Source organism: Haladaptatus sp. SPP-AMP-3 (genome assembly GCF_049568665.1).
Taxonomy (GTDB): Archaea; Halobacteriota; Halobacteria; order Halobacteriales; family Haladaptataceae; genus Haladaptatus; species Haladaptatus paucihalophilus.
The window spans coordinates 186,495-212,660 of the sequence record NZ_CP145897.1 but is presented as its reverse complement, the minus strand read 5'-3'; the positions used below and the strand labels follow the sequence as shown (position 1 = coordinate 212,660).

The window sequence follows — 26,166 nt, the reverse complement described above, 5'->3', positions numbered from 1 at the left end:
CTGAATTCCATCCGATTCCGACACCGACCTCGTTCGCGCCGATTTCGACCACGTTCCGACGCGAATCGGCCGGAAACCCAAGGGATAAACTCGAAGCGGGGAGTCCATACGACCATGCACTCCAGGTTCGTCAAAATGTTGCAGCGAAACGCGGACCACGCCGCGGCGTTCCGGACCCGATTTGACGACGTACAGGACTCCCAACGACCGGGCGTCGTCACCGTCTGTTGCTCGGACTCGCGCGTCCTGCAGGACCACATCTGGGGGAACGACGAACCCGGCGACGTCTTCACGTGCGGCAACATCGGAAACCGCGTCGTCCAGCGCACGGACGACGGTGAAGTCGTCTCCGGCGACGTGCTCTACCCGGTCGAGCACACGGGGACGAAAATCGTCGTCGTCGTAGGACACACGGGCTGTGGAGCCGTCACGGCGACGTACGACGCTTTGACGGACGGCGTGTCCGAACCCGCGGGTATCGAACACTGCCTCGACCTGCTGAAACCCCGCCTCGAAGCGGGCGTCGAAGCGCTCCCGGACGACGTGGACCGGGAGGGTGCCATCAACCGCCTCGTCGAGTACAACGTCGATAGACAGGTCGAATTCCTCCTGGACGGCGACGATATCCCGGACGACGTGGACGTCATCGGCGTCGTATACGACTTCCAAGACGTCTACTCCGGGGAGAGAGGAGAAGTCCACGTCATCAACGCGAACGGCGAAACCGCCGTCGAGACGTTACGAGACGACCACGCGGAGATAGACGGACGAATCGAGCGGCTCTGGGTGTACTGAGGACGCGACCGCAACCGATTTTAAAACATCCGGCGATGTCTTCCGAGACGACAGCCCCGCTCCGTTCGACTCGTCGCCGGTCTGCTGGCATTCCTCGAACTCCTCTCGGAACAGTGGAGCAATGATTCGGAGGAAGCGTGGCCGCGACGGTCGCCGAGACTACAACCCGCCCCACAGCGCGAGCAGACCGAACCCGGCGATAATCCCGCCCGCGAGTCGGTTCACCCAGTGCATGGTTGACCGTCCGAATCGCGTCCGGAAGTGCCCCACGGCGGAACTCAACGCGAACCACCAGAGCGCCGACCCGAGGAAGATGCCGCCGACCAGCGCGACGGCGTCTGTATAGTTCCCCGACGCTCCGACGCCCAACCCGGTGAAGATGCCGACGAAGGCGAGGATGGTCACGGGATTGGTTATCGTCAAGAGAAACGTCGAACCGTAGTCTCGCACGAGCTCGGGCACGTCCAGTGTGGAGGCAGTGGGTGCGGTGGTTCCGGTAATTGCGGTGGGTTCGGTGGACGCGGCGGGTGCGGTTTCCGCTGGTTCGGCGCGGAGCGACTGTACGCCGAGGTACAGGAGGAGGACCCCGCCTCCGAGACGGATGCTTGTCCGGTGGGCGAGCAGCGTCGAGGACAGTATCGTGATTCCGAACCCGGCGATGGTGCCGTACACGGCGTCCGCGGACGCCGCTCCGAGTCCACTGACGAACCCCGAGAGCCGCCCCTTAGAAAGCGTTCGCTGGATGCACAGGACGCCGATCGGACCGACCGGTGCCGCAATCGAGACGCCGAGAGCGAACCCCTGAATCAGAACGGCGATTGTCGTCGTTAATACGCATCACCTCTACCACCGAGAGGTCGGTCCCATCTAAATGTCTTCCGCATATATGGTGCGTGTTATCAATGAACAAATACCGCGGTGTTCGGAATGCTAATATGAGTGGTTGTTCAATTACTCAACCGTGACCCAGGACACGACCAGACTCCGGCGATTCATCGCGGACGAGTCCGACGGATGCTGTGACGCCGATGTCGAAGCGCGACTCGACGAACTCGAATCCTTCACGGGAGGGGTTCCGAGCGACTACGCGACCGATTTGGACGCGTTGAAAACCCTCGGAAACGAGACACGGTACCGAATCACTCGACTACTTGCCGCCGCAGAGGACGAACTCTGCGTCTGTGAGATAACTCCGTTGTTCGACGTGAGCGAGAGCGCCGTCAGCCACGCGCTTTCCGACCTCACCGACGCCGGGTTGCTATCCCGCCGAAAAGAAGGGACGTGGCGGTATTACCGGACGACAGCGCGGGCGGAACGGATCGTTGCGGCGCTCGATGCGACACGAGGTGAAAACGAATGAGCGAAAACACGGACACGACCGACGAGGAATCTCGGAATCTAGACGCCGCGGAACAGCGACGCGCCGTTCGCAACCGGTACGCCCGAATCGCCACGGAGACGGACGGTTGCGCCGACGGAGACGGTTGCTGTGACGAATCGGCCACGCAGAGTTCGGAGCAACTCGGTTACGACGATGACGAAGTGAACTCGGTAGCGGACGGCGCGGACTTGGGACTCGGGTGCGGAAATCCGAACGCCATCGCGTCGCTCGAAACGGGCGACACGGTGCTCGACCTCGGGTCCGGTGCGGGATTCGACTGCTTCCTCGCCGCACGGGAGGTCGGCGAGTCCGGGCGGGTTATCGGCGTCGACATGACTCCCGAGATGGTCGAGAAGGCCCGGGAGAACGTCGTGAAGAACGACGCGACGAACGTCGAGTTCCGTCTCGGCGAAATCGAACACCTCCCCGTCTCCGACGGGACGGCCGACGTCGTCATCTCGAACTGCGTCATCAACCTCTCGCCGAACAAGCCGCAGGTCTTCCGCGAGGCGTTTCGGGCGCTCCGCCCGGACGGACGGGTGGCCGTCTCCGACGTCGTGATGACCGCCCCCATCCCGGACGCGGTTCGGACGGATCCCGAATCCGTGGCCGCCTGCGTCGGTGGCGCGTCGACTATCGACGAACTGCGAGGAATGCTAACCGAGGCCGGTTTCGTCGACGTCGAGATAACGCCGAAGGAGGATAGCGGGGAGTTCATCCGCGAATGGGACGACAGCCTCGACCTCGACGAGTACATCGTCTCCGCCGCGATAACGGGTCGGAAACCACGACGGGACGGGAGCGAATGACGGAGCGGAACGACGGTGGAGCCGTCACGGTCGCGTTCGTCTGCGTCCAGAACGCGGGGCGGAGTCAGATGGCGACCGCTTTCGCCGAGCGAGAGCGTGACCGACGGGAACTCGAAGACCGGGTACGCATCGTCACCGGCGGAACGGACCCCGCGAATCACGTCCACGGTGTCGTCGTCGAAACGATGGCCGAGAACGGGTTCGACCTCGAAGACCGGACTCCGCGAAAAATCACGCACGACGAGACGATGGACGCGGACGTCGTTATCACGATGGGCTGTTCCGCGGAGAACGTCTGTCCGATGACGTGGCGGGGAGACGCCCGCGACTGGGCGCTCGATAACCCGCACGGACGGGAAGTCGAGGTGGTGCGGAGAATACGGGACGACATCGAGCGGAGAGTCTCGGAACTATTCGACGAACTCGCCGAGAACGCCACTGAACGAGGAGTCTAACGGGCACGATGAGTTTTTCAGAACTCTGGGCCATCGAGATGATCGCCGCCGCGTTCGCGGGCGGCGCGTTCGGTGCCGCGGTCGGAGCGCTCCCCTCGTTCACGCTCGCAGGGTTGCTGGTAATCGTCGGTGAACTCTATGCTCTTTTAGGACGGACGGCGGAACTCGGTCTCGCTTCGATAGACATCACGGGGTCTATCGCCTTCGGCGTCGTCCTCGGACCGCACGTGGCGTTCGGCGGGGGTGCCGCCGCCGTCGCGTACGCCGCAAAGAAGGGCGATATCGATACCGATTTCGACTATCACCCGGCGAAGGAAGTGACACGTGGACTCGGTAGCAAGCCCGACGTGCTGGCTGTCGGGGGTGTTTTTGGTATCGTCGGATATTGGATAGCGACGCTCTCGGCGACGCTCGGTCTTCCACTCGACCCGGTGGCGTTGGGTGTCGTGGGGTCGGCACTCGTCCACCGAATCGTATTCGGTTACAGCCTCATCGGTGCGGCACCGCGCTATCTGTTCGACATGTCACCCTTCGAGCGTGCACAGAGCGGTGAATCCGGGGATTCCGTCCAAACCGACGGCGGGAAATCGGTCGAACCGTGGCTGCCCTATCAGTGTCGGTGGGAAAACGTGTTGATGCTCGGAACCGTCGTCGGCGTTCTCGGGGGATATATCACGTACGTAACCGGGAGTGCCTTCCTCGCATTCGGCATCAGTGTGGTTGCACTGGCGTTCGTGAATGCGGGCGTTCCCGAAATACCGGTGACACACCATATGTCGCTCCCAGCTAGTACCGCGGTACTGGCGAGCGTCGACGCGCCGCTCGGGTCGCTGACTCCCGCAACTCTCGCCGGAGCACTTCCACTCGGAGAGGCGGTGCTGTTAGGGGCCGTATTCGGTACTATCGGTGCTCTCTTCGGGGAAATCACACAACGAATCTTTTACGCTCACGCCGACACGCATCTCGACCCCCCCGCGGCGAGCATCGTGGGAACGTCACTCATCATCGGCACCCTCGCGATGGCCGGTGTATTTCCGAGCGCCGCGTGGATTCCACTCCCCTGAGGGATTTGGTCGGGTATCGAACTGGCGATACGGATTCCGTCTCCCGTGTCGTTTTTTCGAACTCCGGATTGGCCGTTCCATCGAAGAGCACCGCGTCGCTTTTAGCCCCCGTCGGAGAACCCGCAGTATCCACGCCCATGCCTACTACTTTGTTTCTGGCGACTATCGAAAGTGAACGGCTTCGGTACGTGCCGCTACACGAGTCAGTCGACGTCCTCGACCTCTACGAGTATCACCGCTCCGGCGAGATGGATACCGTGATGCGCCCGCTCGGGGAGACGCCGCACGCGACACCGAAGGAAACGATGGACGAACTGACCGAAGTCAGGGACGCGTGGGAGTCCGGCGAACGGGCGACCTACGCCATGCGGTCGAACGCGGACGACGAATTCGTCGGCGTCGCAGAGCTGTGGCTCGAATGGGACAAACGCAAGACGTCGTTCGGAATTTGGGTTCGAGAGCCGTGCTGGGGACGCGGCTACTCCGCAGAGCGGGCGGGAACGATGCTGTACGTCGCCTTCGAACTGCTCGACCTCGAACTCGTGAGCGTCGGACACGAACCCGAAAACGAGCGGTCGAAACGCGCAATCGAGAAGTACGTCGATGCCTACGGCGGGCAGTACGATGGCATCCTCCGAAATTGGCTTCCTCCGGGCGATTCCGGCGGCCCACGGGACTTACGCACGTACACCATCTCGCAAACGCAGTGGCGTGAGAACGCTACGGACGAAGAGCTGGCGACGATTCGCGTCACTCGGTAAGTCTCACGAAGTCGCTCGCCGTTCGATACGGCGTCTCCACGCGAGAGCGGTCGTTCCCCTCAGTCCCCCAACATTGAGCCTGACTTTTGCGGTGCCAACCACGCCGCGAGTCCGCCGGGGTCGGCGGCGTGTTCGGCGCGGAAGCGAGCCCATTCGATGCCGACTTTCAGGAGGGAGAACCCGCCGAAGAGTACGCCGCCGCCGATGTTTCGCTAGAATCCCCACCTCGATCATCGATTTCTCGTTGCTCCACCTTGTCCAGATCCTCACTGATGTGACAAATCCTATGTGGATTGCCTCTATTTTCAGGGTGGAACGAACTACGGAGTTCCAACGAACCGGTGTCGGCGGGCCAAATAGGAGGTCGAAATCAGTACGTTCAACAGCGGAACAAAGATGAACAAGTAGAGGAGGGTTGGCGTCCATTTCGATTTCTCGCTCACATACGTTCGGTCGTAGTAGAGTGCGAACGGGGCGAACACGGAGAGTGCGTAATTCACGGCGGTTAGCACTGATGCCGTCTCACTCAGATATCCTGAAACCTGTAGTCCGATATGCTGTGCGAAGGCGGCGTTCAGGAGAGTTACCGACAGCCAAATGAGGAACGAAATGGGTATCGACAAGATCGGAACCCACCAACTGTCGGGAAACGGTACTCTGCGGCTTTGTTTTGTGACCATTCACTTTCGTCCACGACACAGATGGACGCAATCAGTAATAGCTCTTCGTGGCGATTTTCGAACTGTGCGTTGTGTCAGTCGCCACCGATTTTCTCGTTGCTCCACCTTGTTCAGGTCGCAGACTGACGTTACAGATTTCGTCTACTTTGCCGCTTTTACGAACAGACAGTGTCATCTCTGCTCCCCTTAGGAGGCGGCAGATGTCTCGCGCTACGTCTCACCTGCCTGCCACTGTTCTTGCGTCACCGTGTACCGAATTTCGTCAGAAACGTGGTCGTCGTGTGGCACCCAGTTCCGAAGCAGTCCGTCCCTCTGGCCACCTGCCTCTTCGATGTACCTCTCGATGGCACTCTGAGACTGTTCGTTCTCGACGGCGTGAGTGATTGCAAAGATGTCGAGGTCGAATCGCTCTAACGTGAGGTCGATGAGGGCGAGGGCACTTTCGCCGTTATACCCCCGTCCCCAGAACGGTTTACGGAGCCAAATCCACTGCGTTCCGGTGCGGCGACTCCAATCGAGTTTGAATCCGGTCAACCCGGCGAACTTTCCCGAACCTTCCTCATCGTCCTTTGGGCGAATGATGTATTTCAGGCTCTCTCCGTCGTTCCACTTGCGCTCGGTCTCGTCGATGAACGTCTTCGTCTCGTTCACTGTCTCGTGGGGCGACCACGGCATGTATCGGGTTATCTCGTCGATTCCGTCTTCCGTCGAACAGATACGATAGAATTCGAACAATTCCACATTCTCGTGACAGAGCCGTTCGTGACGGAGACGGTCGGTAGTGAGAGATTCGGGGAACATGCTACGAACATCACGGGAAATTGAGTTAATACTACGGACGCTTCTGAGAGTGGAAGGTATACACCCCGCCGTTATATCGTGCTATATGTTATCTCTTGTCACGTTGCTCCACCTTGTTCAGTTCGATGAGCAACCGGAAAATCGCCTTCACCAAATTCGAGTCCACTTCGAACTTCTCGGCGTTCTCGCCCGCCCGGTCCATCACGCGTTGTTCCTGTGACTCGTCCGTCGTCGGGATGTCTTGGGCCGACTTCACCTCCGCCACCGTGTCGGCCACGTAGGTCCGTCGGGCGATGAGTTCCACCAGTTCGCGGTCGATGGATTCGATTTCGTCGCGCAGTTCGTCGAGCGTCATATCGTTCGGGTTCCGTCTGTTTGCGTCGTCGTTAGCCATGTCGTGCCCTCCAATGACTGCCAGCTTTTCCGTACGTCCGCTAAAACCTCTCGCCCGCCGACGGCGACGAAGCTCGGGCCGGTTCCGGACAGCGAAACGCCCGCCACGTCCGGCAGGGCTTCCACCATCGGGTCGGCCGAAAACCCGAGCGCGCCGCAGAAGGCGAAGCCGTTGACGGTCATCGCCCGGCCGTAGTCGCCGTCGAGCGCGAGTTCGGCCACCAGTTCGGCCATCGGCGCGACCTGCCGACACCGGGAGACGTCCGCGCCGGCGGAGAACGACTGCTCCGGCGGCGTCCACACCAGCACGTCCCAGTCCACCTCGTCGCGCGCGAGCAGTTCGTCCGTCGAGTTGTCGGTGACGGTGACGCCGCCGAGCATGCTCGCGCTGGCGTCGTCGAACGCGCCGGTAACCGTCACGCCCGCGTCGCGGGCCGCCTGCACGCCGATTCGGCAGGCGTCTTCGCGCCGCATCTCGGCGTCGAGCGCCGAAAGCGTCGCCAGCACCGTCGCGTTCGCCGCGGCGCTCGAACTCTTCAGGCCGGAGGCCATCGGCACGTCGCTCTCGGTGCGGACCGTCGCGCCGAACGCCTCGTCTTCGACGTCGAGGACGAGTTCCGCACAGCGTTCGATGAGTCGAGCGTCCGCGTCGGGAGCGTCGGCGATTTCGCCGCGTATCTCGCCGGAATCGTCCAGTTCGACCTCCGCGGTCGTCGTGATGTCGATGGCGAACGCCGACCCGACACCGGTCGCCAGTGCGTTGAGTATCGTCCCGGCGGCGGGTGCTTTCGCGCGGCCGTGCATGGTCGGCCTTCGCGGGTATCCGTCTTGAGGATGGCGGTAGACGCAATACGTGATGCCGTCACGCGGCCGCGGACGATTCGGTCGGTTCGTCCGTCGGGTCCTCGAGTTCGCCGACGATTTCCTCCAACGCGTCGGTTGCAGTGATGAGGCCGACGACTTTCCCGTCCTCCACCACCAGCGCGAGTTCCTGGTTTTCGGCCTGGAACTGGTCCACCGCGTCGCTGATGGACTCGTCCGCCGCGACGGTCGTCGGCGGGTGTGCCACCTCCTCGATGTCCGTTTCGCCCGACCGGAGCGCGTCGTCCGCGCCGTACAGCGCGGGCATGTAGACGTTCCCGTGGTACTCGGAGAGCGACTCGCCGACCAGCGGAAACCGCGTGTGCGGATTGTTCTTGGCGCGTTCGACGTTCTCGTCGAGGGAATCGGACGTCGAGAGGGAGACGATGTCCTCGCGCGGAATCATGACGTCTCGAACCGGTATCTCGCCGATTGCGAGCGCGTTCAAGACCTCCCGATGGCGCTCGTCCGCGAGGTCGCCTCGTTCGAGGACGGAGCCGAGTTCCTGATGGAGGTCGGCGCGGGTCTCGATGGCGTCGGCTTCCGCGTCCTTCCACGCGCCGGTGATTTCGACGCCGAACAGACGCAGGGTCCACTTCGCCACCCCGTCGCCGAGCGTGATTATCGGGGCGATGGCCCGGTGGAACCAGTACAGCGGGGTCGCGCCGTATCGACAGACGAACTTCGTGCGTTCGACGCCGAGGTACGTCGGCGTCTGTTCCCCGTGCGTCAGGTGGACGAGGTTGATGATGAGGAATCCGAGGAGCGCCCCCGCTCCGACCGACGCCAACCACGTCCCCGCGAATATCGGCTCGAAGATGGCGGCCAGCGCCGGTTCGGCGACGATACCGACCGCGATGCTGGACGCGGTGATGCCGACCTGACAGCTCGTGAGGTAGATTTCGAGGTTCTCCGTCATTTCCCACGCCCTCCGCAAGTCGGGCGAGTCGAACTCCGATTCGGAGTACTGGCGGACGCGGGTCAGCGCAAACTCGATGGCGACGAAGTACCCGTTCGCCAGTATCAACAGTAGTCCGGCGGCCAACCGCGCAGCTATCACCACGGTGTTCATCGTCCGTGCGTAACGGTTCCACTCATTTGATACTACTGGCTTATTTCAAACCATCTTTCCACGATGTCGATTAGAAAATGGTATTTTAAAATAATATTGTGTAGATGTTGGCATTCATCAATTTTCATTCGTGGTCGCGGCTCGCCACGCCCTCCCGCACGGGTCGTCCGGCGGTTGCGAACGGAACGTTGCGCCGGAACGGGGGTCTTTTCCCCGTCCCCGACAAACCGCCGGGTATGAGTGTCCGCAACGACGTTTCCCCCGATACGCTCGGCGTCGAACTCACCGAGGACGGCATCGTCGTCGAATACACGGACGGCCGGGAGGTCTTCTACAACGGAATTCCGAAGAAGGTACAGGGGACGCTTCGAACGCAACCGGGAAAGCTGATTCAGGTGCTCGTCACCGACCCGACCGAGACGGAGGGCGTCATGACCTACGTCAACGACCGGGACACCCACGACGAAATCCTGCAAGAGACGGGCGTCGGCCGAGTCATCCTCGAACCCGGCGAGGAGGAGGAACTGTTCCCCGGCGTGACGGTCCGGGCAGACGGCTACGCCGTCGAAGTCGAGGCAAGCCCGGAAATCGCGCGGGGCCGAGTGTTCGTCTTCGAGGAGGACGAACTGGGCGAGCGCTCGTTCGAGTTCGTCGAGGACGACGAATAATGCCGCTCGCAAAGCGCTGGCGAGAACTCGACAGGGGGACGGTCGCGCGGGCTCCGGAGCGCTGGGCGGTGTACGAACTGGGAACCGACGGCGAGCTACTGGAAATCGGCGTCGGCGTCCTACGCGACGAGTTGAAAACCGCGCTCACGTACGGCGACGCCGAACAGGTCCGCTGGGAGACGTGCCAATCGCGGGAAGGGGCGGAGGAGTTGGCCGCGGAACACCGAGAACGGGCGGGGCTGGACTGAGTAGTCGTTGACTGGTAGCCGCCGGAGTTCAGTTGACGAGCGGTGACGTCGAGTCCTCGTCCGCGTCCTTCCACTCGCCCAGTCCCTCGGGGTCGAGATGGATGTGGACGTCGCCCACGTCGTCGCGGGCGACGAGGGAGTCTCGGAGTTGGGTTTCGATGTCGTGAGCTTCGATGAACGTGTGGTCGGCCGCGACCTCGGCGTGGAACTCGATTTCGAGGACGGTTCCGGCGTGATAGGCGGTGAAATCGTGCACGCCGTGAACGTCGTCGTGGGAGAGCACTTCGTCCCGAATCTCTTCTCGGACGGGTTCCGGTGCGGCGGTGTCAACGAGGTAGTTGACGTTCTCCCGCGAAATCTCCACGCCCTGGTGGATGACGAGCAGGCTGACCACTCCGCCCGCGAGCGGGTCGAGAACCGGGAACCCGACGGCCATTCCGGCGACGCCGACCATCGCCGCGAGCGTGGTGTAGAGGTCGTTTTTGCTGTCGGCGGCGAGCGCGGCGAGGCCGGACGACCCGACGGTTCGGTTGACGCGTTTGGTGTACCAGTAACAGAAGGCGCGGTCGAAAAAGGCGAAGGCGAGTCCCCCGACGAGGGCGATGCTGTAGGTCGCCTCCGGCGCGGAGCGAATCGTTTGCCCCGCGTCGTACAGTAGTTTTAGACCGAGCAGGACGAGCGTCCCGCCGACGAACAGGGCGGTCAGCGGTTCGACCCGCTCGTGACCGTGCGGATGGTTCGAATCGGGCCCGTGAAAGGAGAGGCGGCCCCAGACGAGGACAACCCCGCTTGCCAACAGGTCGGCCACCGAGTGGGCGGCGTCGGCGACGAGCGCGAGGCTTCCGAACGCGAGTCCGAGTCCCCCCTCCACCACGATTTTGAGGACGTTCGTCACCACGTTGGCCCACGACGCCTTGAGGAATTCGCTCCGGTGGTCGGCCATTCGTTCCTTCGTGGAACGCCCGTGGTTAAGAATATATGGATTAGGGTTGACAAATATCGGTTTTAGAGGGAATCTAAAACACACGGTAATCAGTCGCACAGTGGCTCGGACGCAACATCACGTGATTCGGCGCGACATCACAACCACACCGAGGACGATGAGTCCGATCCCCCAATAGAGCGAATCGTATGGTAGCACCTTCAGGAGGAGCGTGACGACGCCGGAGGTAAACAGCGACCAGCCGATTGTGGTATCGTACCCCATAGTACGTTCCCGACGGCCACTCGTTTCAACCTATTGGCGGTTCTGAAAGTCGGTGCGGCGGCGACGCGTATTCGCCGCCGTGTACCGTCTCCCGTCCATCGGTGCGCCGTCACCTGCTCCGGACGTCGTGTCCGCTATTGGATGTAGCTCGGGTCCTCCGCGTCGCAGTGTTCCTCGTGCTGTTCCGCGTCGCTCCGGTCGTCGAACATCAGTCCGCACTGCTCGCACTGGTACCACGTCGCATCGTCGCGCTCGGTTCGAACAACCATAATTGAACAATCGGCAGCATCGGACAAAGGGGTTTCTCCGGGAAACCCTGAAGACGGTGGGGTGACGAGTAGGGAATATGACGAATACACCGACGGTTACGCTTACCGTCCGGGGTGCGGAAAAGCGCGACGGCGGGCGGGGTATCGCCCGAATCGCCGACGAAGCCCGACAGCAACTCGGCGTGCTGAGCGGCGATACGGTCGCCGTCGAGGGGAACGGAACGACGGTCGTCAAGGTGTGGCCCGCCGCGAGCACGGTGCCGGAAAACACCGTCCAGATCGACGCAGAAACGCGGACGAACGCGGGCGTCAGAATCGGGGACGAGGTTTCCGTTCGTCCCATCTCCGTCTCCGACGCGGACTCCATCACGGTCGTCCCGAAGGCGAACTTCTCGCTCGACGACGTTGACACGCTGGAGCGGGCGGTGAAACGGGAACTGCTGGACCGTCCGGTTCAGTCCGGCGAGCGCGCGCGAATCGAGCGACTCGGCGACGCGGGACTGTTCGTCGTCTCGCGGACAAACCCCGGCGGAACCGTCCGCGTGACGAACGACACGAACGTGAACGTCTCCCTCTCGGATCTGGTCGAATCCGTCTCCACATCCCCCTCCAACGCCGACGATTCGACCGACGTCACCGGCGCGGCGTACGAGGACATCGGCGGACTGGACGAGGAACTCCGGCGCGTCCGCGAGATGGTCGAACTGCCGCTCTCGAACCCCGAACTCTTCCGCCGGTTGGGTATCGACCCGCCGAAGGGCGTGTTGCTCTACGGACCGCCCGGAACCGGGAAGACCCTCATCGCCAAGGCGGTCGCCAACGAGGTGAACGCCCACTTCGTCTCCGTCTCCGGCCCGGAAGTGATGAGCAAGTACAAGGGCGAGAGCGAGGAACGCCTCCGCGAAATCTTCACCGAAGCGAACGAGAACGCCCCCGCTATCATCTTCTTCGACGAGGTGGACAGCCTCGGCGGGAAGCGCGACGAGGAGAGCGACATGGAGAACCGACTCGTCGCCCAGATGCTCTCGCTGATGGACGGGTTGGAATCCCGCGGCGAAGTCGTCGTCATCGGCGCGACGAACCGCGTGGACGCCATCGACCCCGCGCTTCGCCGCGGCGGCCGTTTCGACCGCGAAATAGAAATCGGCGCGCCGGACGAGGGCGGCCGCCGAGAAATCCTCGAAGTCCACACCCGCGGCATGCCGCTCGCCGACGACGTGGCGGTCGAACGACTCGCCGCGACGACCCACGGCTTCGTCGGGGCCGACCTCCACACGCTCGTCACGGAAGCGGCGATGGCGGCGCTCCGACGGGCGCGCGACGACGGCGCGGACGACACCGCGTTGCTCTCCGTCGAGGTGACGCGCGGCGACTTCAACACTGCGCTGGCGAGCGTCGAACCGTCCGCGATGCGCGAGTTCGTCGCCGAAGCACCGGACATCTCCTTCGAGGACGTTGGGGGACTGAACGACGCGAAGCAGACGCTCATCGAGGCCGTCGAGTGGCCGCTCTCGTACTCGAATCTGTTCGAAGCGACGCGGACGGAACCGCCGAGCGGCGTCCTCCTCTACGGCCCGCCCGGAACCGGGAAGACGCTCCTCGCCCGCGCGCTCGCGGGCGAGAGCGACGTGAATTTCGTCTCCGTCGCCGGACCTGAACTGCTGGACCGGTACGTCGGCGAGAGCGAGAAGTCCGTTCGGGAGGTGTTCGACCGGGCGCGACAGGCCTCCCCCGCCATCATCTTCTTCGACGAAATCGACGCGCTCGCGTCCCAGCGGGGCGAGTCCCACGAGGTCACCGAACGGGTCGTCTCGCAACTGCTGACCGAACTCGACGGCCTGACCGAGAACCCGAACCTCGTCGTCCTCGCGGCGACGAACCGCCGTGAGGCCATCGACCCCGCGCTCCTCCGTCCCGGGCGACTCGAATCCCACATCGAGATTCCGGCCCCCGGCGAGGAAGGGCGTCGAAAAATCCTGTCCGTCCACGCGGGCGACAAACCCCTCGCCGACGACATCGACCTCGATTGGTTGGCGACGGAACTGGAGGGGTACACCGGCGCCGACATCGAGGCGCTCGTCCGCGGCGCGTCGATGCGCGCCATCCGCGAAGCGGCCGACGAGTGGACGCCCGAGGAGGCCAACGAGCGCGCTGACGAAATCGTCATCGAGCAGCGCCACTTCGATGCGGCCCGCGAGTTCGTTCAACCGACGCTGTAGTCCGGTATCACGTCGTACCGCGGTTTCGAGCACCGCACGAGCGATTCGTGATTTCTACCCGTTCGGTCGGCTCCGGCCCGTCGAGCCTCGTCGGTTGGCGAACGTAGTAGACGAAGACGTTCACGAGGTCATCGTCGTGGGTTTCGTTCCAACGTTGACAGACGTACTCGGCGAACGCCGGTCGAAGCGTCTCGTAGCCGCGCCGCTGGAGGTCGAGGAGATATACCAACCACCGATGACTAGGGAATCCTAGCCCCTCGTCGGACGGACGGTCCCAACGAACGGCAGACCGATGAAACGCGTCCACCTCCTCCCCTGATTCGAGTCGTCCGGGAACGACGTACCACCCGTCGGTTCCTCGCGGTTCGGGTGCGAACATGCTCCAGCGATGTTCGGCCGGATTCACCGTACCCTCTATCTGTTCTGGCGTTCGGACGTACCCGAGCGTCGCGGCGTTCCAGACGAGGACGAACACGAGAAGGCATGTCAGAATGAGCGGTGCGATTCGTTCCATTCCCTGACGGACGTCATTCGGAACCTTCGGCGTCCGAGGGTGAGGAAAGACACGTTCACACCAACTCATCCAACGTGCCTCGTCGTGTGCCCCCACGACCGATTCGACGAACCGGTCCACAGAATCCCAGACGACGCTCGGGAGAAACGGAAGCAGTGCCGTGATAGAAATTAGTGGAAAGAGACCGAGATGCATGGTGAGAAACATTCCAAAGTGCATCCCGATGAATAGCGATGCGAACGCTGCCCGTGACCAGCCAGTCAGGAGTATCAGAAGCGCCGACGTCACGATCATCGTGAACCAGAGCTTGTCGAAGGCGTGAAGCATCGTCGGATACCGGGCCAAAGCATCCCCGACGAACGTGGTGAGATTGTGGAGACTGAACACGTACTCCACCGCAACGCCACGCATCCACAACTCGCCGCGGAATTTGAACAGCGCATTGGCGGTGTAGATAACGACGACCTGAACCAACAATCCGACGGACGCGAGGCTCGCGACTCGCTCGCCGTGACCCTCGTCGTACAGCGAATCGACCGACCAACGTTCACCCAACGGTAAGAAGATACCCCACAGAAGCAATCGCCGAAGCAAGGAATCCCCGGCGTTCAGGAGGACTGGATTTCGAGCATGTAACGACACGAGGAGAACGAACGAAATCGCCGTCGAAACCCTCGTTCGATAGCCGACGAGAAGCAACAGCGCGAAGATGGCGGCAACGATGAACAAGACCGCTTGAAACCACGCCGCTCCCGAAATCGTGTGGATCGAAAGGTGAGAAATCCCGGGGAACCGCGTTTCGAGAACCGAGCGGGGCAAAATTCCGGAGTCGGTGTAGAAGACAGCGAGGTCGCGCGACCGGAGAACCAGATCGGAGAGCAACAAGAGGCCCAGGAGCATCCGGAAGGTTGCCAACGCTCGTGTGTCGATTCCAAACCGGCGGGCGAGAGTAGTGCGACCCCGTTCACCAATATTTGTCGCGGTCGCGAACATATCCATGTCCGCGAATATTTTTAATATTATATAAGTCTTCTATATTTCATATAATCTAACGTCGTATACCTCATCCAAATCGGTATCACTCATCCTCTTTGACCTACAATCCCTGCAAACGAACCCGAAACTCATTCGTCAAGCGTCACGTCGAACGTCCGTCGAATCGCCGCACACTGCATCGACAGCGGCATGCTCGGTTGGACCGACGCGCCGCTGGTTCCGTTCCCGTCCTCGGCGTGTTTCGCCGCCAGTTCGGGCGTACAGGGGAGGTGGACGAAGCCCATCGGAACGTCGCGGTCTTCGCGCTCCAGATACGCCCGCGTCGAGTAGAGGGCGTTGTTGCAGAGGTGCGTCCCGGCGGTGTTCGAGACGCGGGCCGGAATCCCGGCGTCGAGCAGGGATTCGACGACGGAAACGACGGGCAGCGTGGCGAAGTACCCCGCCGCCTCGCCGCCACGGATTCGTTCGTTTCTCGGCTCCGCGCCCGCGTTGTCCGGCGTGCTCCCCGAGTCGTTGACGTTGATACCCACGCGCTCGACGCTGATCCCCGCTCGTCCCGCCGCGAGGCCGGTGGCGACGATTGCGGTCGGGTCGTGGGTTTCGATGCGGTCCCGCATCGTTTCGAACGCCGCGTCGAACTCGACCGGGAGGACTTCCCCGACGATTTCGTGGGCGCCGAGTTCCCCGCCGCCGAGTTCGCGCGCCACCATCTCGCTCGGGTTCTCGTCGTCGTCGCCGAAGGGTTCGTAGCCCGTCAGGAGCAGTGTCATGCACGGACGATTTCGGCGCGGCGGCTTAGTTGATGGTGTCGCGGAAAGGCGGCCGGGGTGGGTCGGATATCGAGACGAATCTCGCACCGAAATCACGGGAGTACCGGGACGCCGCGTGGAATCGAGAGGGCCGGACGCCGACCGTCACCCGAGGACGATGAGCAACAGCGGGACGACGAGCAGCGTGAGGAGAAATCCGATGAAGTAGAGTTTGGTTCCGACGATTTCGTTCTGCATGGCGTCGATGAACGGCGTGTACAGCGGATAGAGCACGAGCGTCAGGAGCGTCACCAGCAGGCCGATGCTCAACAACAGGACGACGGTCATCACGCCGACGGGCGTGTCGAGTGCGACCGCGATGATGAGCGTATCGACCAAGGTTCCGATGTTCGCACCGAGGATGTACGGGATGATTTCGTTGCGCTTGACGTGGCCGCGGTTGTACAGCGGGACGATGACGCCGAGCGAGAACGCGACGCTCGTCGTCAGGCCGGTAATGACGAGGCCGAGGAAGAACGACGCCCACTTGTTTTTCAGTCGAGAGAGATAGCGGCGTCGAAGCCGTTGCTTGTCGAGGCTCTTCAGTATCCGGTCGAACAGGCGCATGCTCAGGAAGATACAGAGGATGGCCACGATGAACGCCACTCCGGCACCGAGCACGTCGATGAGACCGCCGGTAAGCGCCGAAAACACGTCCGGTGGTGCCGCTCCCGTGGCGATCGGGGTCCGCTCGACCGAGACAGTCGTTTGAACCACCGGCATCGAGAGATACCCCAGCACCAACACCGGAAGGTAGATGGAGTGCGTGAGGAGGAACGCGAGCAGGCCCAGACTCACCGATTCGCGGAGCGAGTCGAGTTCCTCGTTGAGGTAATCGAACGTGCCGATGAAGATGACGATGGCCGCCGCGCCGAGCCGGGACCCGATTATCATCAGGAACAGTTGCGACTGCACGATGAGGTGTGAACTGAACAGCGAGAGCGAGAGCGCGGCGACGATGGAGCCGTTCGCCAACACGTACGAGGCGAACCAACTGGCCCCGAGCGCGGGCGCGTCGCCGACGACGACTCGACGAAGATTTCGCTGGAGGAACGGCGCGAGCGCGTCGGTCGTCGCCCCCAACAGTCGAATGGCGAACAGGAACAGGAGAATCGTCACGAGGAGTCGCACCGAGAGTACCACCGTCGGCTGTTCGGGCAATCTGTCGTGAACGGAGTCCCAACTAATGTGTCCCCACCGGAAGGACGTACTTCGTAGACCGTCTAAACGGTTGTCCTACACCTGACATGAATGCTAAAAATGCCGACGTAAATCGAACACCGGCACGGCATCGAAATTTGGTCGCGGGCCGACCCCTCTCAAACGAAGACCGCGATTCCCAACTGACTCCTCGTGTTGTATTTCACGCTCGACATAACTCGTTCTTCGTGTGCGACGAGTTCCTTTTCGGCGACTCGTTCCCCGACTCGCGCTCGAATCAGTGCGAGGTCCGTTTTCGAGGCGTCGGTCAGCGTCGTTCTCGTGAATCGAGTACCGAGTGTCCCCGACAGCTTCACCGTTCGCTCGTATGTCGTCGTCCCGTCCGGGTTTTCGAGCGCGAAATCGTTCTATGCTGTTGTCCCGTATCTGGCCCGGAAGGTCGAACCGTGGACGAGTCGGGCGACGTTCAGTGCTCCGACCTCGCCCATCGTGTTGTAACCGTCTTGCGTGTAGTGGAGGTCGTTGTTGTACGGGAGGTCCTTCTGTTTGTCAGAGACCATGTACGTATACGGGTCCGACGTTACCACCTCGTCTTGGGCGGCCCGAACCCGTTGCATCCCCGTCGTATCGCCGGATTTTCGCGTTCCGGTCTGGAAGAGGAAAAAGGGGAGACTTGAGCGGAACTCGGTGCGAAACTTCGATAACATGGTTTCGAACGCCGATTTGTACTGCGACTTCGTGAGATTGCCGTCCGTTATCTCGGTGGCATCGCGTTCGCCTTGACTCCATAGGATTCCACGAAATTGCGGATTGTAGCCGTCGGTTTCGAGTGCGGTCATCGCCTCGTGTATCTGATTTACCGACATGGGATAGAGGTCTCCGCCATCGTCCCAGTGTTTTCCGGCGTGGTATTCTGCATCTCGGTGTTCTGCACTGCCACCGACTGCTGTCCCGACCAAGCACGCCTTTCGTTCGGTGTGAGCGTAGTAGTCTTTGAAAAACGAAGGCCAAGCACTGCCGGTTTCCGCTCCGAACCACGTCCCGTTCCAGACACCTCCCTGAACTGGGTCGTCTAACGGGTCCGCGAAACTCGCCGATTTATTCCGATATTCGATGGCGGTCCCCGGGGACAAATCGGGGGATTGCGTGGCATCCCCGCGTCCTCCCGCGTTGCTCTGTCCAGCGTGCGCGTAGAAGTCGATATCGGTCTTCGTCGTGGTCTCCCGCGTGGAGTTTGTGACTCGGCGTTTCGTGCGGCGTCCCAAACACCCCGCGAGACTCGAGACTGCCGTGAATGTTGATAGGAGGGCTTGGCGGCGTGAGAGACCGGCCATACAAATATTCGGTTGCTCAGTGGCTTAATAGTATCCACGAGTAGAACGTTTCCATGTCGAAGTTATGGTCAGTGATCAGTCGAAGTTATTGTCAGTGGTCACGGTGCTCTCCATCATCCGCGACGCTTATCCCGACGGAATTCAGGTCGGTGGCTGGACTAACGACCCGACGAGCCCGAAAAAGAACTCGCTTTGAAGAACCGACGACGATTTATATTTTAAAATAACTCAACGAGAGAATTAAGTTTTCGAATCCTCGCTTTCGACCTTTGTCCCTCATCAGTCCCAGAACGCCTGCGTCCGGGCGTACTGCCGCTCCCGCGCGAGGATGTCGCGGTAGAAATCGTCCTCGTCTTCCCTCAATTTGGCGATTATTCGCGCCGCGTTCTGCGGGCCGACGCCGCGGGCCGCGAGCGCGATGACGGCCCGCTTCCCGTGGCTCTGGACGAGGTTCGCGGCGTTGTAGGCCCGCCTCGTCATCCTCTCCTGTTCCTCGTCCTTGTCGTCAGTCCGCACCGCTTTGACCACCTCGTCGGCCCACGGGTTGAGCGCGGCCACCCTGGTCGAACCGCACTGGACGCACTTGGGTTGGTCGTTGACCTTCCCGACCTCCGTTTTGCGTTTCCACTCCTGACAGTGCAGACAGAACAGGATGACGCGGTCGTTCTCGATGCGCTCTCTGACCGTCTCGATGACGCTCGCGTCGGCGTTCTCGGGGGCGAGCAGTTCCCGCCCCGAGGAGCGCCCGCCGCTTCCGACCGGGGTCCGCCCGCCGGTCGTGACGATTTCGATGTCCCCCGCCCGAATATCGCGGAGGAGGTCCGCGGTCGCATCGACGGCGAGGTCGTCGTGGAACACTTCTCGAACCGCTTCGTCGTACATCGGCGTGTCCTCCAGCGCGCCGAGGAGACGGCCCATGGAGACGGGACCGCTTCCCTCCCAGCGGTTCAACGCGCCGAACTTCGCGGCGACCTGCGCGAGCGTGAACTTCAGGGTGTCCGAGCGCTTGAGCGAGAGTTCGATGAGCGGGCCGACGTGTTTGGGGTCGGTCTCGTGGAGAACTTCGACGACTTCGTGTCCGTCGATTTTGGCGGGAACGTCCAACTCGATTCGGTAGGGGTCGATGTCCATCCCAACCGAGGATCCGGTTCGCTGGCCGACCAGCGACGAGAGGACGCGCCCGAACGTCTCGTTCACCTTGTGGCCGAAGCAGGCGTTGACGACTATCTTCCCGGCGGCGAACTCCACGACGATTCGATCTGCCGTCGGAACCGGTGCGTCGATTTCGGCCTGCCTGTCGAGTTGCGAGAGTGCCGATTCTGCGGTGTGCTGGTCGGTCGGGTAGCGGTTCGTGAACTCCCGAGCGACCCCCTCTCTGGGAGCCTCGCGCGCGAACTGCGGTCCCGCCACGGCGCGCATTTCACCCACTTCTTGGGCCACCTCGAACGGGACGGGTATCTCCTCGCCGACCCACGAGGGAACCTCGCCGCCGGGGTCCTCGATGGGCGAGACGTTGACCCGACTCTCGTCGTCGTCGATTTCGGCGATGCGCCACATCTCGCCGCGCTGGATGAACACCTCGCCGGGTTCCGCGAAGTTGACGACGAACCGCTCGTCCAGCGTCCCGATTTGCGACCCGCTGGCGATGTCGTGGACGGTGTAGGTCTCCTCGTCGGGAATCATCGACAGGTTGGCGTAGAAGTACTGCCACGTCTTGCCCGACTTCTCCAGTCGGTCGGCCTCCTCGTTCAGCCAGACCAGTCGATTGCCCTGCAACTCCCGCACGACGCCCTTGAACGTCTCCTCGTCCAAGTCGCGGAACGGATAGGCTCGCGTGACGATTTCGTAGGCGCGCCGGGCGTCGATTTCCCCGAAGTCCATGACCAGACCGACGATTTGGTTTGCGACGGTATCCAGACTCGCGTGGTGGATGTGGGCCGGTTCCACGTCGCCGTCCGTTGCCTGTCGAGCGATGGCCATCGCCTCCAACGCGTCGTCAGGGTTCGACGTGACGATGGTCCCGTTCGACACTTCGTCCATTCGATGGCCCGCCCGTCCCACGCGCTGGAGGAGACGGGCGACCTCCCGCGGACTCTGATACTGGACCACGTGGTCGATTCGCCCCACGTCGATGCCGAGCTCCATCGAGGAGGTACAGAGCAGGGCGTCGAGGTCCCCGTCCTTGAACCGGTCCTCGACGTCGATTCGGGCTTCCTTGGAGAGGCTCCCGTGATGGACGCCGATGTTCGCGCCGAGTTCCTTGAACCGCGAGCCCAGCGCTTCGGCGGTCTGGCGCGTGTTGACGAAGATGAGCGTCGAATCGTGCGTTTCCACGATGTCCCGAATCGCCCGGACGTGGCTGGCGATGTTCGGATTCGTCATCAGTTCTCCCGCTAACCGCTCGTCCTCGTTCGTGATTTCGGGTTCGTGCACCCGGAAGTCCACCTTGCTCCCCACGTCCACTTCGACGATTTCACAGCCCCTGTCGCCGGTGAGGAACTTGCCGACCTCTTCCGGGTCGCCGACAGTCGCCGACAGACCGATTCGCTGGAACTCGCCGGAGAGTTCCTGCAGGCGTTCCAACCCGATGGTCAACTGCGCGCCCCGCTTCGCGCTGGCGAGTTCGTGCACCTCGTCCACGACGACGTGATGGACGTCTTCCAGCGCTTTCCGCAGTTTGGATCCGGTGAGCATCGCTTGCAACGTCTCGGGCGTCGTCACCAGCACGTCCGGCGGATCGTTGGCCTGCTTCTGGCGCTGGTAATCCGTGGTGTCGCCGTGGCGCACGTCGATTTCGATGTCGAGGGTATCGCCCCACCACTCGAGTCGCTCGCGCATGTCGCGGTTCAGCGCCCGGAGCGGTGTGATGTACAGCGCCGAGATGCCGAAACGCGGGTCGGATTGCGCAACATCGTCGGCCGGGGTCTGACCGGCAGTCGAGCGTTGCTCGACGAGGAAATCGAAGACCGGCAACATCGCCGTCTCGGTCTTGCCCGTCCCGGTCGGCGCGATGACGAGTCCGTTCTTTCCCTCCGCGAGCGGCGGAATCGCACGCTTCTGTGGCTCCGTCGGCGTCGAGAAGCCTCGCTCGGAGAGCGCCGACCGAACCTCGGACCCGAGCCGCGCGAAGGCGGCAGAACCAGCGGCCTGCCTGTCCTGCATCGTGGTTTTCGTTGGGAGCGAAGCGAATTAAGCGCGTTGCCTGCCTCGTGGGTGCGGTCGTCCGTCGCTACGGTTCCACGACCAGTTTGCCGAGGAAGCTCTCTTCCAACACGTCGCGCTGTGCCTCGTCCACCTCGTCCAGCGAGTACGTCCGGGCGATTTCGGGGACGACTTCGCCGTCCGCGACGAGTCGGGCCAACCGCGCCAGCACCGCCGAGATGTCCGGAGTGTTGTACATGCTCATCAGCGTTATCGTCAGCTCCTTCGAGCGCGCGGCGGGGACGTTCTCGAACCCGGCCGCAACGTCCTCGTTGCCGATGCCGACGATGCGGGCACCCGTGGCGGCCACGTCCGCGTCGAACTGGAGGTAGTCGTCCAACCGATGGTCGAGGATAACGTCCGATTTCCCGGCCTCTTCCACCGCCTCCGCGAGGTCCTCCCTGCGGTAGTCGAGCACCGTGTTCGCGCCGACCGCTTCGAGGCGGTCGTGGTAGCCCTCGCTCGCCGTCGTCGTCACGCGGGCACCGGTCGCGGCGGCGAGTTGCACCGCGACGTGGCCGACGCCGCCGCTACCGCCGTGCACGAGGCAGGTTTCGGCAGGTTCGAGGTCGCCGTGGTCGATGAGCGCCCGCCACGCCGTGACGCCGACGAGGGCGACCGCCGCGCCCTCCTCGAAGCCGACGCCATTCGGAAGGTGGGCGACCGTATCCGTCGGCGTCGTGGCGTACTCCGCGCACGTTCCGGGTCGGTCGTTCCCGAGGCCGGTACCGAACACCCGGTCGCCAGCCTCGAACTCCTCGATGTCGTCGCCGACGGCTTCGACTTCGCCCGCGAAATCCGACCCCGGTATCCACGGGAGGTCGCCGGGCGAGTACGACCCCTCGCGGAAGTAGGTGTCCACGGGGTTGACCGCGGCGGCGCGGACCGCCACCAGCAGTTCGTCGTCGTCGGGTTCCGGTCGTTCGATGTCGTCTACCTGTAGCACGTTCGGCCCGCCGTGTTCGTGATAGCGTACTGCGCGCATGTGTGGGGCCACGATGGGAAGGAAAATAAGTCCGCAGGGGTCACAGTGACAGTATGCCCCCAACCGACTCGCCGAACCACATCGCCCATCGCGGGTTCGCCGACGACTATCCCGAAAATACCCCGCTCGCGTTCGAGCGGGCGGCGGACAGCGCCGACGCCATCGAGATGGACGTCCAGCGGTGTGGTTCCGGCGAACTCGTCGTCTTCCACGACGCGAAACTCGGGCGGCTGACCGACGAACACGGATTGGTCCAGGACACGCCGTGGTCGGTGCTCCGAGACCTCTCGATTCTCGGGTCTGACGAGACGGTTCCGTCGCTGGAAACCGCGCTCGGCGCGGTTCCGGCGGGGACGGCCATCAACCTCGAACTGAAACACGTCGGGATGGCGGACCGGGTGTTGAACGCGGTGGGTGCCGTCGAAAACGAGATACTGCTGTCCTCGTTCGACTCGCGCGTCCTCCGGAACCTTCGGGAACTGGACGCGGACGTTCGACTGGCCTACATCAACCAGCGCGGGCCGAACTGCATCGACACGGCCGTCGATTTGGACTGCGCGTGCGTACACCCCCGAGCGGACCTCTGTGACGCGTCGTTCGTGACGCGGGCGCACGAGGCCGGATTGACCGTGAACTCGTGGACGGTGGACGACGAGGAAGGGGCGGCCGCCCTCGCGGAGGCCGGCGTCGATGGTATCGTCTCCGACACGTCGGCGGTCTTCTGAAGTCTCCGATACAGGGGCGGTAAATACGGCGAAATGGACGACCGCGGACTATGTAGTCGCCCGCCGAAACCGGTCGCGGCAAAAACCGCCTTGGGCGTGAACCGGCGGGATTTAAGCGGCGCGGAAACCCCCTTTCGAACGCATGAGGCTACACGAGTATCAGGCGAAGGAGGTGTTTTCCGACGCGGGGATTCCGACGCCGGATTCGGCACTCGCAGAGAGTGTCGAGGAAGTCGTCGAAGCGGCGGAGGACATCGGCTACCCTGTCGCGGTGAAAGCGCAAGTACACGTCGGCGGCCGCGGAAAGGCCGGCGGAATCAAACTCGCTGAAGACCGTGACGAGGCCGAGGAAGCCGCCGAGGACATTCTCGGAATGGACCTCAAGGGATACACGGTCGAACAGGTGTTGGTCGAAGGTGCCGTCGATTTCGTCAACGAACTCTACGTCGGCGTGACGATGGACCGCGGCGAGGGCAAACCGGTCGCCATGGTCTCCACGAAAGGCGGTGTGGACATCGAGGCCGTCGCCGAGGAGACGCCCGAGGCAATCGCTCGGGAGCACATCGACCCGGCGTTCGGCATGCACCCGTATCAGGCCCGCAAGGCCGTATTCGACGCGGGCGTGGACAAGGATATCGCCATGGACGTCGCGGGCGTCCTGACGACGCTGTACGACCTCTGGTCCGACAAGGACGCGAACGACGCCGAAATCAACCCGCTGATGGTCACCTCGGACGACGAGGTCGTCGCGGCCGACGCGGTGCTCAACATCGACGACGATTCGCTCTTCCGTCATCCCGACCTCGCCGAGATGGAGGAGGACTCCTACGAGGACGACCTCGAACGCAAGGCCGGTGAGTACGGCTTCGACTACGTTCGACTCGACGGCAACGTCGGCATCATCGGCAACGGTGCCGGACTCGTCATGACCACGCTCGACCTCGTGGACTACTACGGCGGCGAACCCGCCAACTTCCTCGACATCGGTGGCGGCGCGAAGGCCGAGCGCGTGACGAACGCGCTCGACATGGTGTTCTCGGACGAGAACGTCGATTCGGTCGTCTTCAACATCTTCGGCGGCATCACCCGCGGTGACGAGGTCGCCAAGGGTATCAACGAGGCGCTCGAATCGCTCGACGAGATTCCGAAACCCGTCGTCGTTCGACTCGCCGGGACGAACGCCGAGGAAGGAATGGATATCCTGAACACCGACCTCGTTCAGGTCGAAGCGACGCTCGAAGACGCGGTTCAGCGTGCCGTCGAAAACGCGGAGGACAAACAATGAGCATTCTCGTCGACGACGACACCCGAGTGGTCGTCCAAGGTATCACTGGCGGTGAGGGCAGTTTCCACACCGAACAGATGATGGAGTACGGAACGAACGTCGTGGCCGGTGCCGTCCCCGGCAAGGGCGGCCAGGAAGTGCAGGGCGTGCCCGTCTACGACACCGTGAACGAAGCGGTCGAAGAGGAGGACGCCGACGCGTCCGTCATCTTCGTCCCGCCCGCGTTCGCTGGCGACGCGATCTTCGAAGCGCTCGACACGGACCTCGACCTCGCGGTCGCCATCACGGAAGGCGTCCCAACGCAGGACATGTCGAAAGTGTACAAGCGCCTCTCGGAGACCGACACGCGACTGCTCGGCCCGAACTGCCCCGGCATCATCACGCCCGGCGAGGCCAAACTCGGTATCCTCCCCGGCAACATCTTCGAGTCCGGGAACGTCGGTCTCGTCTCCCGCTCGGGGACGCTGACCTACCAAGTCGTGGATAGCCTCACCCAGCGCGGCATCGGGCAGACGACCGCCATCGGCATCGGCGGCGACCCGATCATCGGCACGGACTTCATCGACGCCCTTTCGCTCTTCGAGGACGACCCCGACACCGATGCCGTCGTCATGTGCGGCGAAATCGGTGGCGAGGACGAGGAGGAAGCGGCGGCGTTCATCGCCGAGAACATGGACACCCCGGTCGCTGGCTTCATCGCGGGCCGCACCGCCCCGCCAGGAAAGCGCATGGGCCACGCGGGTGCCATCGTTTCCGGTAGCGGCACCGGCACCGCCGAGTCCAAAATCAACGCCCTCAACGACGCGGGCGTCCCGGTCGGCGACACCCCTGAGGAAGTCGCGGACAACATCGAAGACTTCCTGTAAGCGTCCTCCAACGGTTCGATTCTCGTTTCTTTTGTCCCGTGACTGTATCGCTCGTCAGTCGAACGCTCGTTCGAACTGTCGGTCGTCCAGACGTCCAGGCTGTCGGCCGGACGGTCGTCCAAAACGTCCTTCAGTCCCGCCCCTGTACACTCGTCCGATGAAAATCGAAGCGTCCGCCGGACGGAGCGCGACGGAACTCGTCGGAACCGCCATTCCGGTGGCGATGGGGGTGTTTACACTCGCGTTGTTCCTCTTTTCGGGGAAGCCGGTGCTGTTCGTCGGGGGAGCCATCGGCGTCGGGTTGGTCCTCTTCTCCGGACTCGCCAGCTATCGGGACGCCCGAAGCCGAGGGGAATAATTTTCCCGCCTGTTCCCGTTCGGTTTTGTATGGATGATGCCGAGCTACAAAAAAGACTTCGCCGAATCGAGCACCGTCAGTATCTCATTCTCGCTCTGCTCGTCATTCCGTATCTCGCCGAACTGGTCGGCGTCTGGGTCGCCAGTCTATTCGCCATCGTGGTCGGATTCGCCGCCTTCACGATGGTCGTCATCTACCGCCGAAACAACCGGAGCACGACGGGAGGATAATCGATACTCGATTTTCTAT

Annotated in this window: 29 protein-coding genes; 14 read left to right on the top strand and 15 right to left on the bottom strand. The window is 62.6% G+C overall.

The window, feature by feature from the left end; genetic code table 11:
* Nucleotides 1-114: 114 nt before the first annotated feature.
* Nucleotides 115-795 (top strand): carbonic anhydrase, encoded by a 681-nt coding sequence (locus V5735_RS01425; protein ID WP_423744734.1) that lies wholly within the window; start codon nucleotides 115-117, stop codon nucleotides 793-795.
* A 159-nt stretch (nucleotides 796-954) separates the two neighbouring features.
* Here V5735_RS01425 and V5735_RS01420 read toward each other — a convergent pair whose 3' ends face one another.
* A complete protein-coding gene (locus V5735_RS01420) occupies nucleotides 955-1,539 on the bottom strand; it encodes a LysE family translocator (RefSeq protein ID WP_423746047.1) in 585 nt (194 codons plus the stop codon).
* Nucleotides 1,540-1,756: 217 nt separating this feature from the next.
* On the opposite strand from V5735_RS01420, the gene V5735_RS01415 reads away from it, so the two are divergent.
* The 5 genes from V5735_RS01415 to V5735_RS01395 all read left to right on the top strand — a co-directional run bounded on the left by V5735_RS01415 (nucleotide 1,757) and on the right by V5735_RS01395 (nucleotide 5,265).
* Nucleotides 1,757-2,155, top strand: coding sequence for an ArsR/SmtB family transcription factor (locus V5735_RS01415; RefSeq protein ID WP_423744733.1), 399 nt, complete (start codon nucleotides 1,757-1,759; stop codon nucleotides 2,153-2,155).
* On the top strand, nucleotides 2,152-2,985 hold the full coding sequence (locus V5735_RS01410; protein WP_423744732.1) for an arsenite methyltransferase: 834 nt from the start codon (nucleotides 2,152-2,154) through the stop codon (nucleotides 2,983-2,985). The genes V5735_RS01415 and V5735_RS01410 overlap by 4 nt, the downstream gene beginning before the upstream one ends.
* Complete coding sequence (locus V5735_RS01405; RefSeq protein WP_423744731.1) at nucleotides 2,982-3,440, top strand: low molecular weight phosphatase family protein; 459 nt, start codon at nucleotides 2,982-2,984, stop codon at nucleotides 3,438-3,440. Before V5735_RS01410 ends, V5735_RS01405 begins: the two co-directional genes overlap by 4 nt.
* An 8-nt stretch (nucleotides 3,441-3,448) precedes the next feature.
* Nucleotides 3,449-4,504, top strand: coding sequence for a hypothetical protein (locus V5735_RS01400; RefSeq protein WP_423744730.1), 1,056 nt, complete (start codon nucleotides 3,449-3,451; stop codon nucleotides 4,502-4,504).
* 137 nt (nucleotides 4,505-4,641) lie between these two features.
* On the top strand, nucleotides 4,642-5,265 hold the full coding sequence (locus tag V5735_RS01395) for a GNAT family N-acetyltransferase (RefSeq protein WP_423744729.1): 624 nt from the start codon (nucleotides 4,642-4,644) through the stop codon (nucleotides 5,263-5,265).
* A 320-nt stretch (nucleotides 5,266-5,585) separates the two neighbouring features.
* On the opposite strand, the gene V5735_RS01390 is transcribed toward V5735_RS01395, so the two are convergent.
* From V5735_RS01390 to V5735_RS01370, 5 genes are all read right to left on the bottom strand, one after another.
* The gene (locus V5735_RS01390) at nucleotides 5,586-5,945 is read right to left on the bottom strand and encodes a hypothetical protein (RefSeq protein WP_423744728.1); all 360 of its coding nucleotides are present in this window, start codon (nucleotides 5,943-5,945) and stop codon (nucleotides 5,586-5,588) included.
* A gap of 210 nt (nucleotides 5,946-6,155) precedes the next feature.
* Entirely contained in the window at nucleotides 6,156-6,746 is a 591-nt protein-coding gene (locus tag V5735_RS01385; RefSeq protein ID WP_423744727.1) for a GNAT family N-acetyltransferase, read from the bottom strand.
* A gap of 88 nt (nucleotides 6,747-6,834) precedes the next feature.
* Entirely contained in the window at nucleotides 6,835-7,140 is a 306-nt protein-coding gene (locus tag V5735_RS01380) for a chorismate mutase (RefSeq protein ID WP_423744726.1), read from the bottom strand.
* Entirely contained in the window at nucleotides 7,098-7,943 is an 846-nt protein-coding gene (locus V5735_RS01375) for a shikimate kinase (protein ID WP_423744725.1), read from the bottom strand. Before V5735_RS01375 ends, V5735_RS01380 begins: the two co-directional genes overlap by 43 nt.
* A gap of 58 nt (nucleotides 7,944-8,001) precedes the next feature.
* Nucleotides 8,002-9,072: a CNNM domain-containing protein gene (locus V5735_RS01370; protein WP_423744724.1), complete on the bottom strand. Its 1,071-nt coding sequence runs from the start codon at nucleotides 9,070-9,072 to the stop codon at nucleotides 8,002-8,004.
* A gap of 236 nt (nucleotides 9,073-9,308) precedes the next feature.
* Between V5735_RS01370 and V5735_RS01365 the strand changes: the two genes are divergently transcribed.
* A complete protein-coding gene (locus tag V5735_RS01365) occupies nucleotides 9,309-9,740 on the top strand; it encodes a DUF5796 family protein (RefSeq protein WP_423744723.1) in 432 nt (143 codons plus the stop codon).
* A complete protein-coding gene (locus V5735_RS01360) occupies nucleotides 9,740-9,988 on the top strand; it encodes a DUF7508 domain-containing protein (RefSeq protein WP_423744722.1) in 249 nt (82 codons plus the stop codon). Before V5735_RS01365 ends, V5735_RS01360 begins: the two co-directional genes overlap by 1 nt.
* A 28-nt stretch (nucleotides 9,989-10,016) precedes the next feature.
* Here V5735_RS01360 and V5735_RS01355 read toward each other — a convergent pair whose 3' ends face one another.
* The 3 genes from V5735_RS01355 to V5735_RS01345 all read right to left on the bottom strand — a co-directional run bounded on the left by V5735_RS01355 (nucleotide 10,017) and on the right by V5735_RS01345 (nucleotide 11,464).
* Nucleotides 10,017-10,931: a cation diffusion facilitator family transporter gene (locus V5735_RS01355; RefSeq protein WP_423744721.1), complete on the bottom strand. Its 915-nt coding sequence runs from the start codon at nucleotides 10,929-10,931 to the stop codon at nucleotides 10,017-10,019.
* A gap of 117 nt (nucleotides 10,932-11,048) precedes the next feature.
* On the bottom strand, nucleotides 11,049-11,195 hold the full coding sequence (locus V5735_RS01350) for a hypothetical protein (RefSeq protein ID WP_007980322.1): 147 nt from the start codon (nucleotides 11,193-11,195) through the stop codon (nucleotides 11,049-11,051).
* 134 nt (nucleotides 11,196-11,329) lie between these two features.
* Nucleotides 11,330-11,464 (bottom strand): DUF7128 family protein, encoded by a 135-nt coding sequence (locus V5735_RS01345; protein WP_423744720.1) that lies wholly within the window; start codon nucleotides 11,462-11,464, stop codon nucleotides 11,330-11,332.
* A gap of 77 nt (nucleotides 11,465-11,541) precedes the next feature.
* On the opposite strand from V5735_RS01345, the gene V5735_RS01340 reads away from it, so the two are divergent.
* The gene (locus V5735_RS01340) at nucleotides 11,542-13,683 is read left to right on the top strand and encodes a CDC48 family AAA ATPase (RefSeq protein ID WP_423744719.1); all 2,142 of its coding nucleotides are present in this window, start codon (nucleotides 11,542-11,544) and stop codon (nucleotides 13,681-13,683) included.
* A 7-nt stretch (nucleotides 13,684-13,690) separates the two neighbouring features.
* On the opposite strand, the gene V5735_RS01335 is transcribed toward V5735_RS01340, so the two are convergent.
* From V5735_RS01335 to V5735_RS01310, 6 genes are all read right to left on the bottom strand, one after another.
* Nucleotides 13,691-15,196, bottom strand: a complete 1,506-nt coding sequence (locus V5735_RS01335) for an HTTM domain-containing protein (RefSeq protein WP_423744718.1) — start codon at nucleotides 15,194-15,196, stop codon at nucleotides 13,691-13,693.
* A gap of 125 nt (nucleotides 15,197-15,321) precedes the next feature.
* Complete coding sequence (locus V5735_RS01330) at nucleotides 15,322-15,963, bottom strand: peptidase (protein WP_423744717.1); 642 nt, start codon at nucleotides 15,961-15,963, stop codon at nucleotides 15,322-15,324.
* A 144-nt stretch (nucleotides 15,964-16,107) separates the two neighbouring features.
* A complete protein-coding gene (locus V5735_RS01325) occupies nucleotides 16,108-17,133 on the bottom strand; it encodes a sodium:phosphate symporter (RefSeq protein ID WP_423744716.1) in 1,026 nt (341 codons plus the stop codon).
* A gap of 437 nt (nucleotides 17,134-17,570) precedes the next feature.
* Nucleotides 17,571-18,428, bottom strand: coding sequence for a sialate O-acetylesterase (locus V5735_RS01320; protein ID WP_423744715.1), 858 nt, complete (start codon nucleotides 18,426-18,428; stop codon nucleotides 17,571-17,573).
* A 348-nt stretch (nucleotides 18,429-18,776) separates the two neighbouring features.
* Nucleotides 18,777-21,659, bottom strand: a complete 2,883-nt coding sequence (locus V5735_RS01315; RefSeq protein WP_423744714.1) for a DEAD/DEAH box helicase — start codon at nucleotides 21,657-21,659, stop codon at nucleotides 18,777-18,779.
* 67 nt (nucleotides 21,660-21,726) lie between these two features.
* Nucleotides 21,727-22,683: an NADPH:quinone reductase gene (locus V5735_RS01310; protein ID WP_423744713.1), complete on the bottom strand. Its 957-nt coding sequence runs from the start codon at nucleotides 22,681-22,683 to the stop codon at nucleotides 21,727-21,729.
* 53 nt (nucleotides 22,684-22,736) lie between these two features.
* Between V5735_RS01310 and V5735_RS01305 the strand changes: the two genes are divergently transcribed.
* The 5 genes from V5735_RS01305 to V5735_RS01285 all read left to right on the top strand — a co-directional run bounded on the left by V5735_RS01305 (nucleotide 22,737) and on the right by V5735_RS01285 (nucleotide 26,147).
* A complete protein-coding gene (locus tag V5735_RS01305; RefSeq protein ID WP_423744712.1) occupies nucleotides 22,737-23,408 on the top strand; it encodes a glycerophosphodiester phosphodiesterase in 672 nt (223 codons plus the stop codon).
* A 142-nt stretch (nucleotides 23,409-23,550) separates the two neighbouring features.
* Complete coding sequence (sucC, locus tag V5735_RS01300) at nucleotides 23,551-24,693, top strand: ADP-forming succinate--CoA ligase subunit beta (protein ID WP_423744711.1); 1,143 nt, start codon at nucleotides 23,551-23,553, stop codon at nucleotides 24,691-24,693.
* Nucleotides 24,690-25,559, top strand: a complete 870-nt coding sequence (gene sucD, locus V5735_RS01295; protein WP_007980342.1) for a succinate--CoA ligase subunit alpha — start codon at nucleotides 24,690-24,692, stop codon at nucleotides 25,557-25,559. The genes sucC and sucD overlap by 4 nt, the downstream gene beginning before the upstream one ends.
* Nucleotides 25,560-25,716: 157 nt before the next feature.
* Nucleotides 25,717-25,917, top strand: a complete 201-nt coding sequence (locus V5735_RS01290) for a hypothetical protein (RefSeq protein WP_423744710.1) — start codon at nucleotides 25,717-25,719, stop codon at nucleotides 25,915-25,917.
* A 29-nt stretch (nucleotides 25,918-25,946) separates the two neighbouring features.
* Entirely contained in the window at nucleotides 25,947-26,147 is a 201-nt protein-coding gene (locus V5735_RS01285) for a hypothetical protein (protein ID WP_423744709.1), read from the top strand.
* The last annotated feature ends 19 nt before the right edge of the window (nucleotides 26,148-26,166 follow it).

Excerpts from the sequence above, each read along its gene's own strand:
- V5735_RS01425 (WP_423744734.1), top strand. The coding sequence starts at position 115 with ATGCACTCCAGGTTCGTCAAAATGTTGCAGCGAAACGCGGACCACGCC.
- V5735_RS01410 (WP_423744732.1), top strand. The coding sequence starts at position 2,152 with ATGAGCGAAAACACGGACACGACCGACGAGGAATCTCGGAATCTAGAC.
- V5735_RS01405 (WP_423744731.1), top strand. The coding sequence starts at position 2,982 with ATGACGGAGCGGAACGACGGTGGAGCCGTCACGGTCGCGTTCGTCTGC.
- V5735_RS01400 (WP_423744730.1), top strand. The coding sequence starts at position 3,449 with ATGAGTTTTTCAGAACTCTGGGCCATCGAGATGATCGCCGCCGCGTTC.
- V5735_RS01395 (WP_423744729.1), top strand. The coding sequence starts at position 4,642 with ATGCCTACTACTTTGTTTCTGGCGACTATCGAAAGTGAACGGCTTCGG.
- V5735_RS01390 (WP_423744728.1), bottom strand. The coding sequence starts at position 5,945 with ATGGTCACAAAACAAAGCCGCAGAGTACCGTTTCCCGACAGTTGGTGG.
- V5735_RS01385 (WP_423744727.1), bottom strand. The coding sequence starts at position 6,746 with ATGTTCCCCGAATCTCTCACTACCGACCGTCTCCGTCACGAACGGCTC.
- V5735_RS01380 (WP_423744726.1), bottom strand. The coding sequence starts at position 7,140 with ATGGCTAACGACGACGCAAACAGACGGAACCCGAACGATATGACGCTC.
- V5735_RS01375 (WP_423744725.1), bottom strand. The coding sequence starts at position 7,943 with ATGCACGGCCGCGCGAAAGCACCCGCCGCCGGGACGATACTCAACGCA.
- V5735_RS01370 (WP_423744724.1), bottom strand. The coding sequence starts at position 9,072 with ATGAACACCGTGGTGATAGCTGCGCGGTTGGCCGCCGGACTACTGTTG.
- V5735_RS01365 (WP_423744723.1), top strand. The coding sequence starts at position 9,309 with ATGAGTGTCCGCAACGACGTTTCCCCCGATACGCTCGGCGTCGAACTC.
- V5735_RS01360 (WP_423744722.1), top strand. The coding sequence starts at position 9,740 with ATGCCGCTCGCAAAGCGCTGGCGAGAACTCGACAGGGGGACGGTCGCG.
- V5735_RS01355 (WP_423744721.1), bottom strand. The coding sequence starts at position 10,931 with ATGGCCGACCACCGGAGCGAATTCCTCAAGGCGTCGTGGGCCAACGTG.
- V5735_RS01350 (WP_007980322.1), bottom strand. The coding sequence starts at position 11,195 with ATGGGGTACGATACCACAATCGGCTGGTCGCTGTTTACCTCCGGCGTC.
- V5735_RS01345 (WP_423744720.1), bottom strand. The coding sequence starts at position 11,464 with ATGGTTGTTCGAACCGAGCGCGACGATGCGACGTGGTACCAGTGCGAG.
- V5735_RS01340 (WP_423744719.1), top strand. The coding sequence starts at position 11,542 with ATGACGAATACACCGACGGTTACGCTTACCGTCCGGGGTGCGGAAAAG.
- V5735_RS01335 (WP_423744718.1), bottom strand. The coding sequence starts at position 15,196 with ATGGATATGTTCGCGACCGCGACAAATATTGGTGAACGGGGTCGCACT.
- V5735_RS01330 (WP_423744717.1), bottom strand. The coding sequence starts at position 15,963 with ATGACACTGCTCCTGACGGGCTACGAACCCTTCGGCGACGACGACGAG.
- V5735_RS01315 (WP_423744714.1), bottom strand. The coding sequence starts at position 21,659 with ATGCAGGACAGGCAGGCCGCTGGTTCTGCCGCCTTCGCGCGGCTCGGG.
- V5735_RS01310 (WP_423744713.1), bottom strand. The coding sequence starts at position 22,683 with ATGCGCGCAGTACGCTATCACGAACACGGCGGGCCGAACGTGCTACAG.
- V5735_RS01305 (WP_423744712.1), top strand. The coding sequence starts at position 22,737 with ATGCCCCCAACCGACTCGCCGAACCACATCGCCCATCGCGGGTTCGCC.
- sucC (WP_423744711.1), top strand. The coding sequence starts at position 23,551 with ATGAGGCTACACGAGTATCAGGCGAAGGAGGTGTTTTCCGACGCGGGG.
- sucD (WP_007980342.1), top strand. The coding sequence starts at position 24,690 with ATGAGCATTCTCGTCGACGACGACACCCGAGTGGTCGTCCAAGGTATC.
- V5735_RS01290 (WP_423744710.1), top strand. The coding sequence starts at position 25,717 with ATGAAAATCGAAGCGTCCGCCGGACGGAGCGCGACGGAACTCGTCGGA.
- V5735_RS01285 (WP_423744709.1), top strand. The coding sequence starts at position 25,947 with ATGGATGATGCCGAGCTACAAAAAAGACTTCGCCGAATCGAGCACCGT.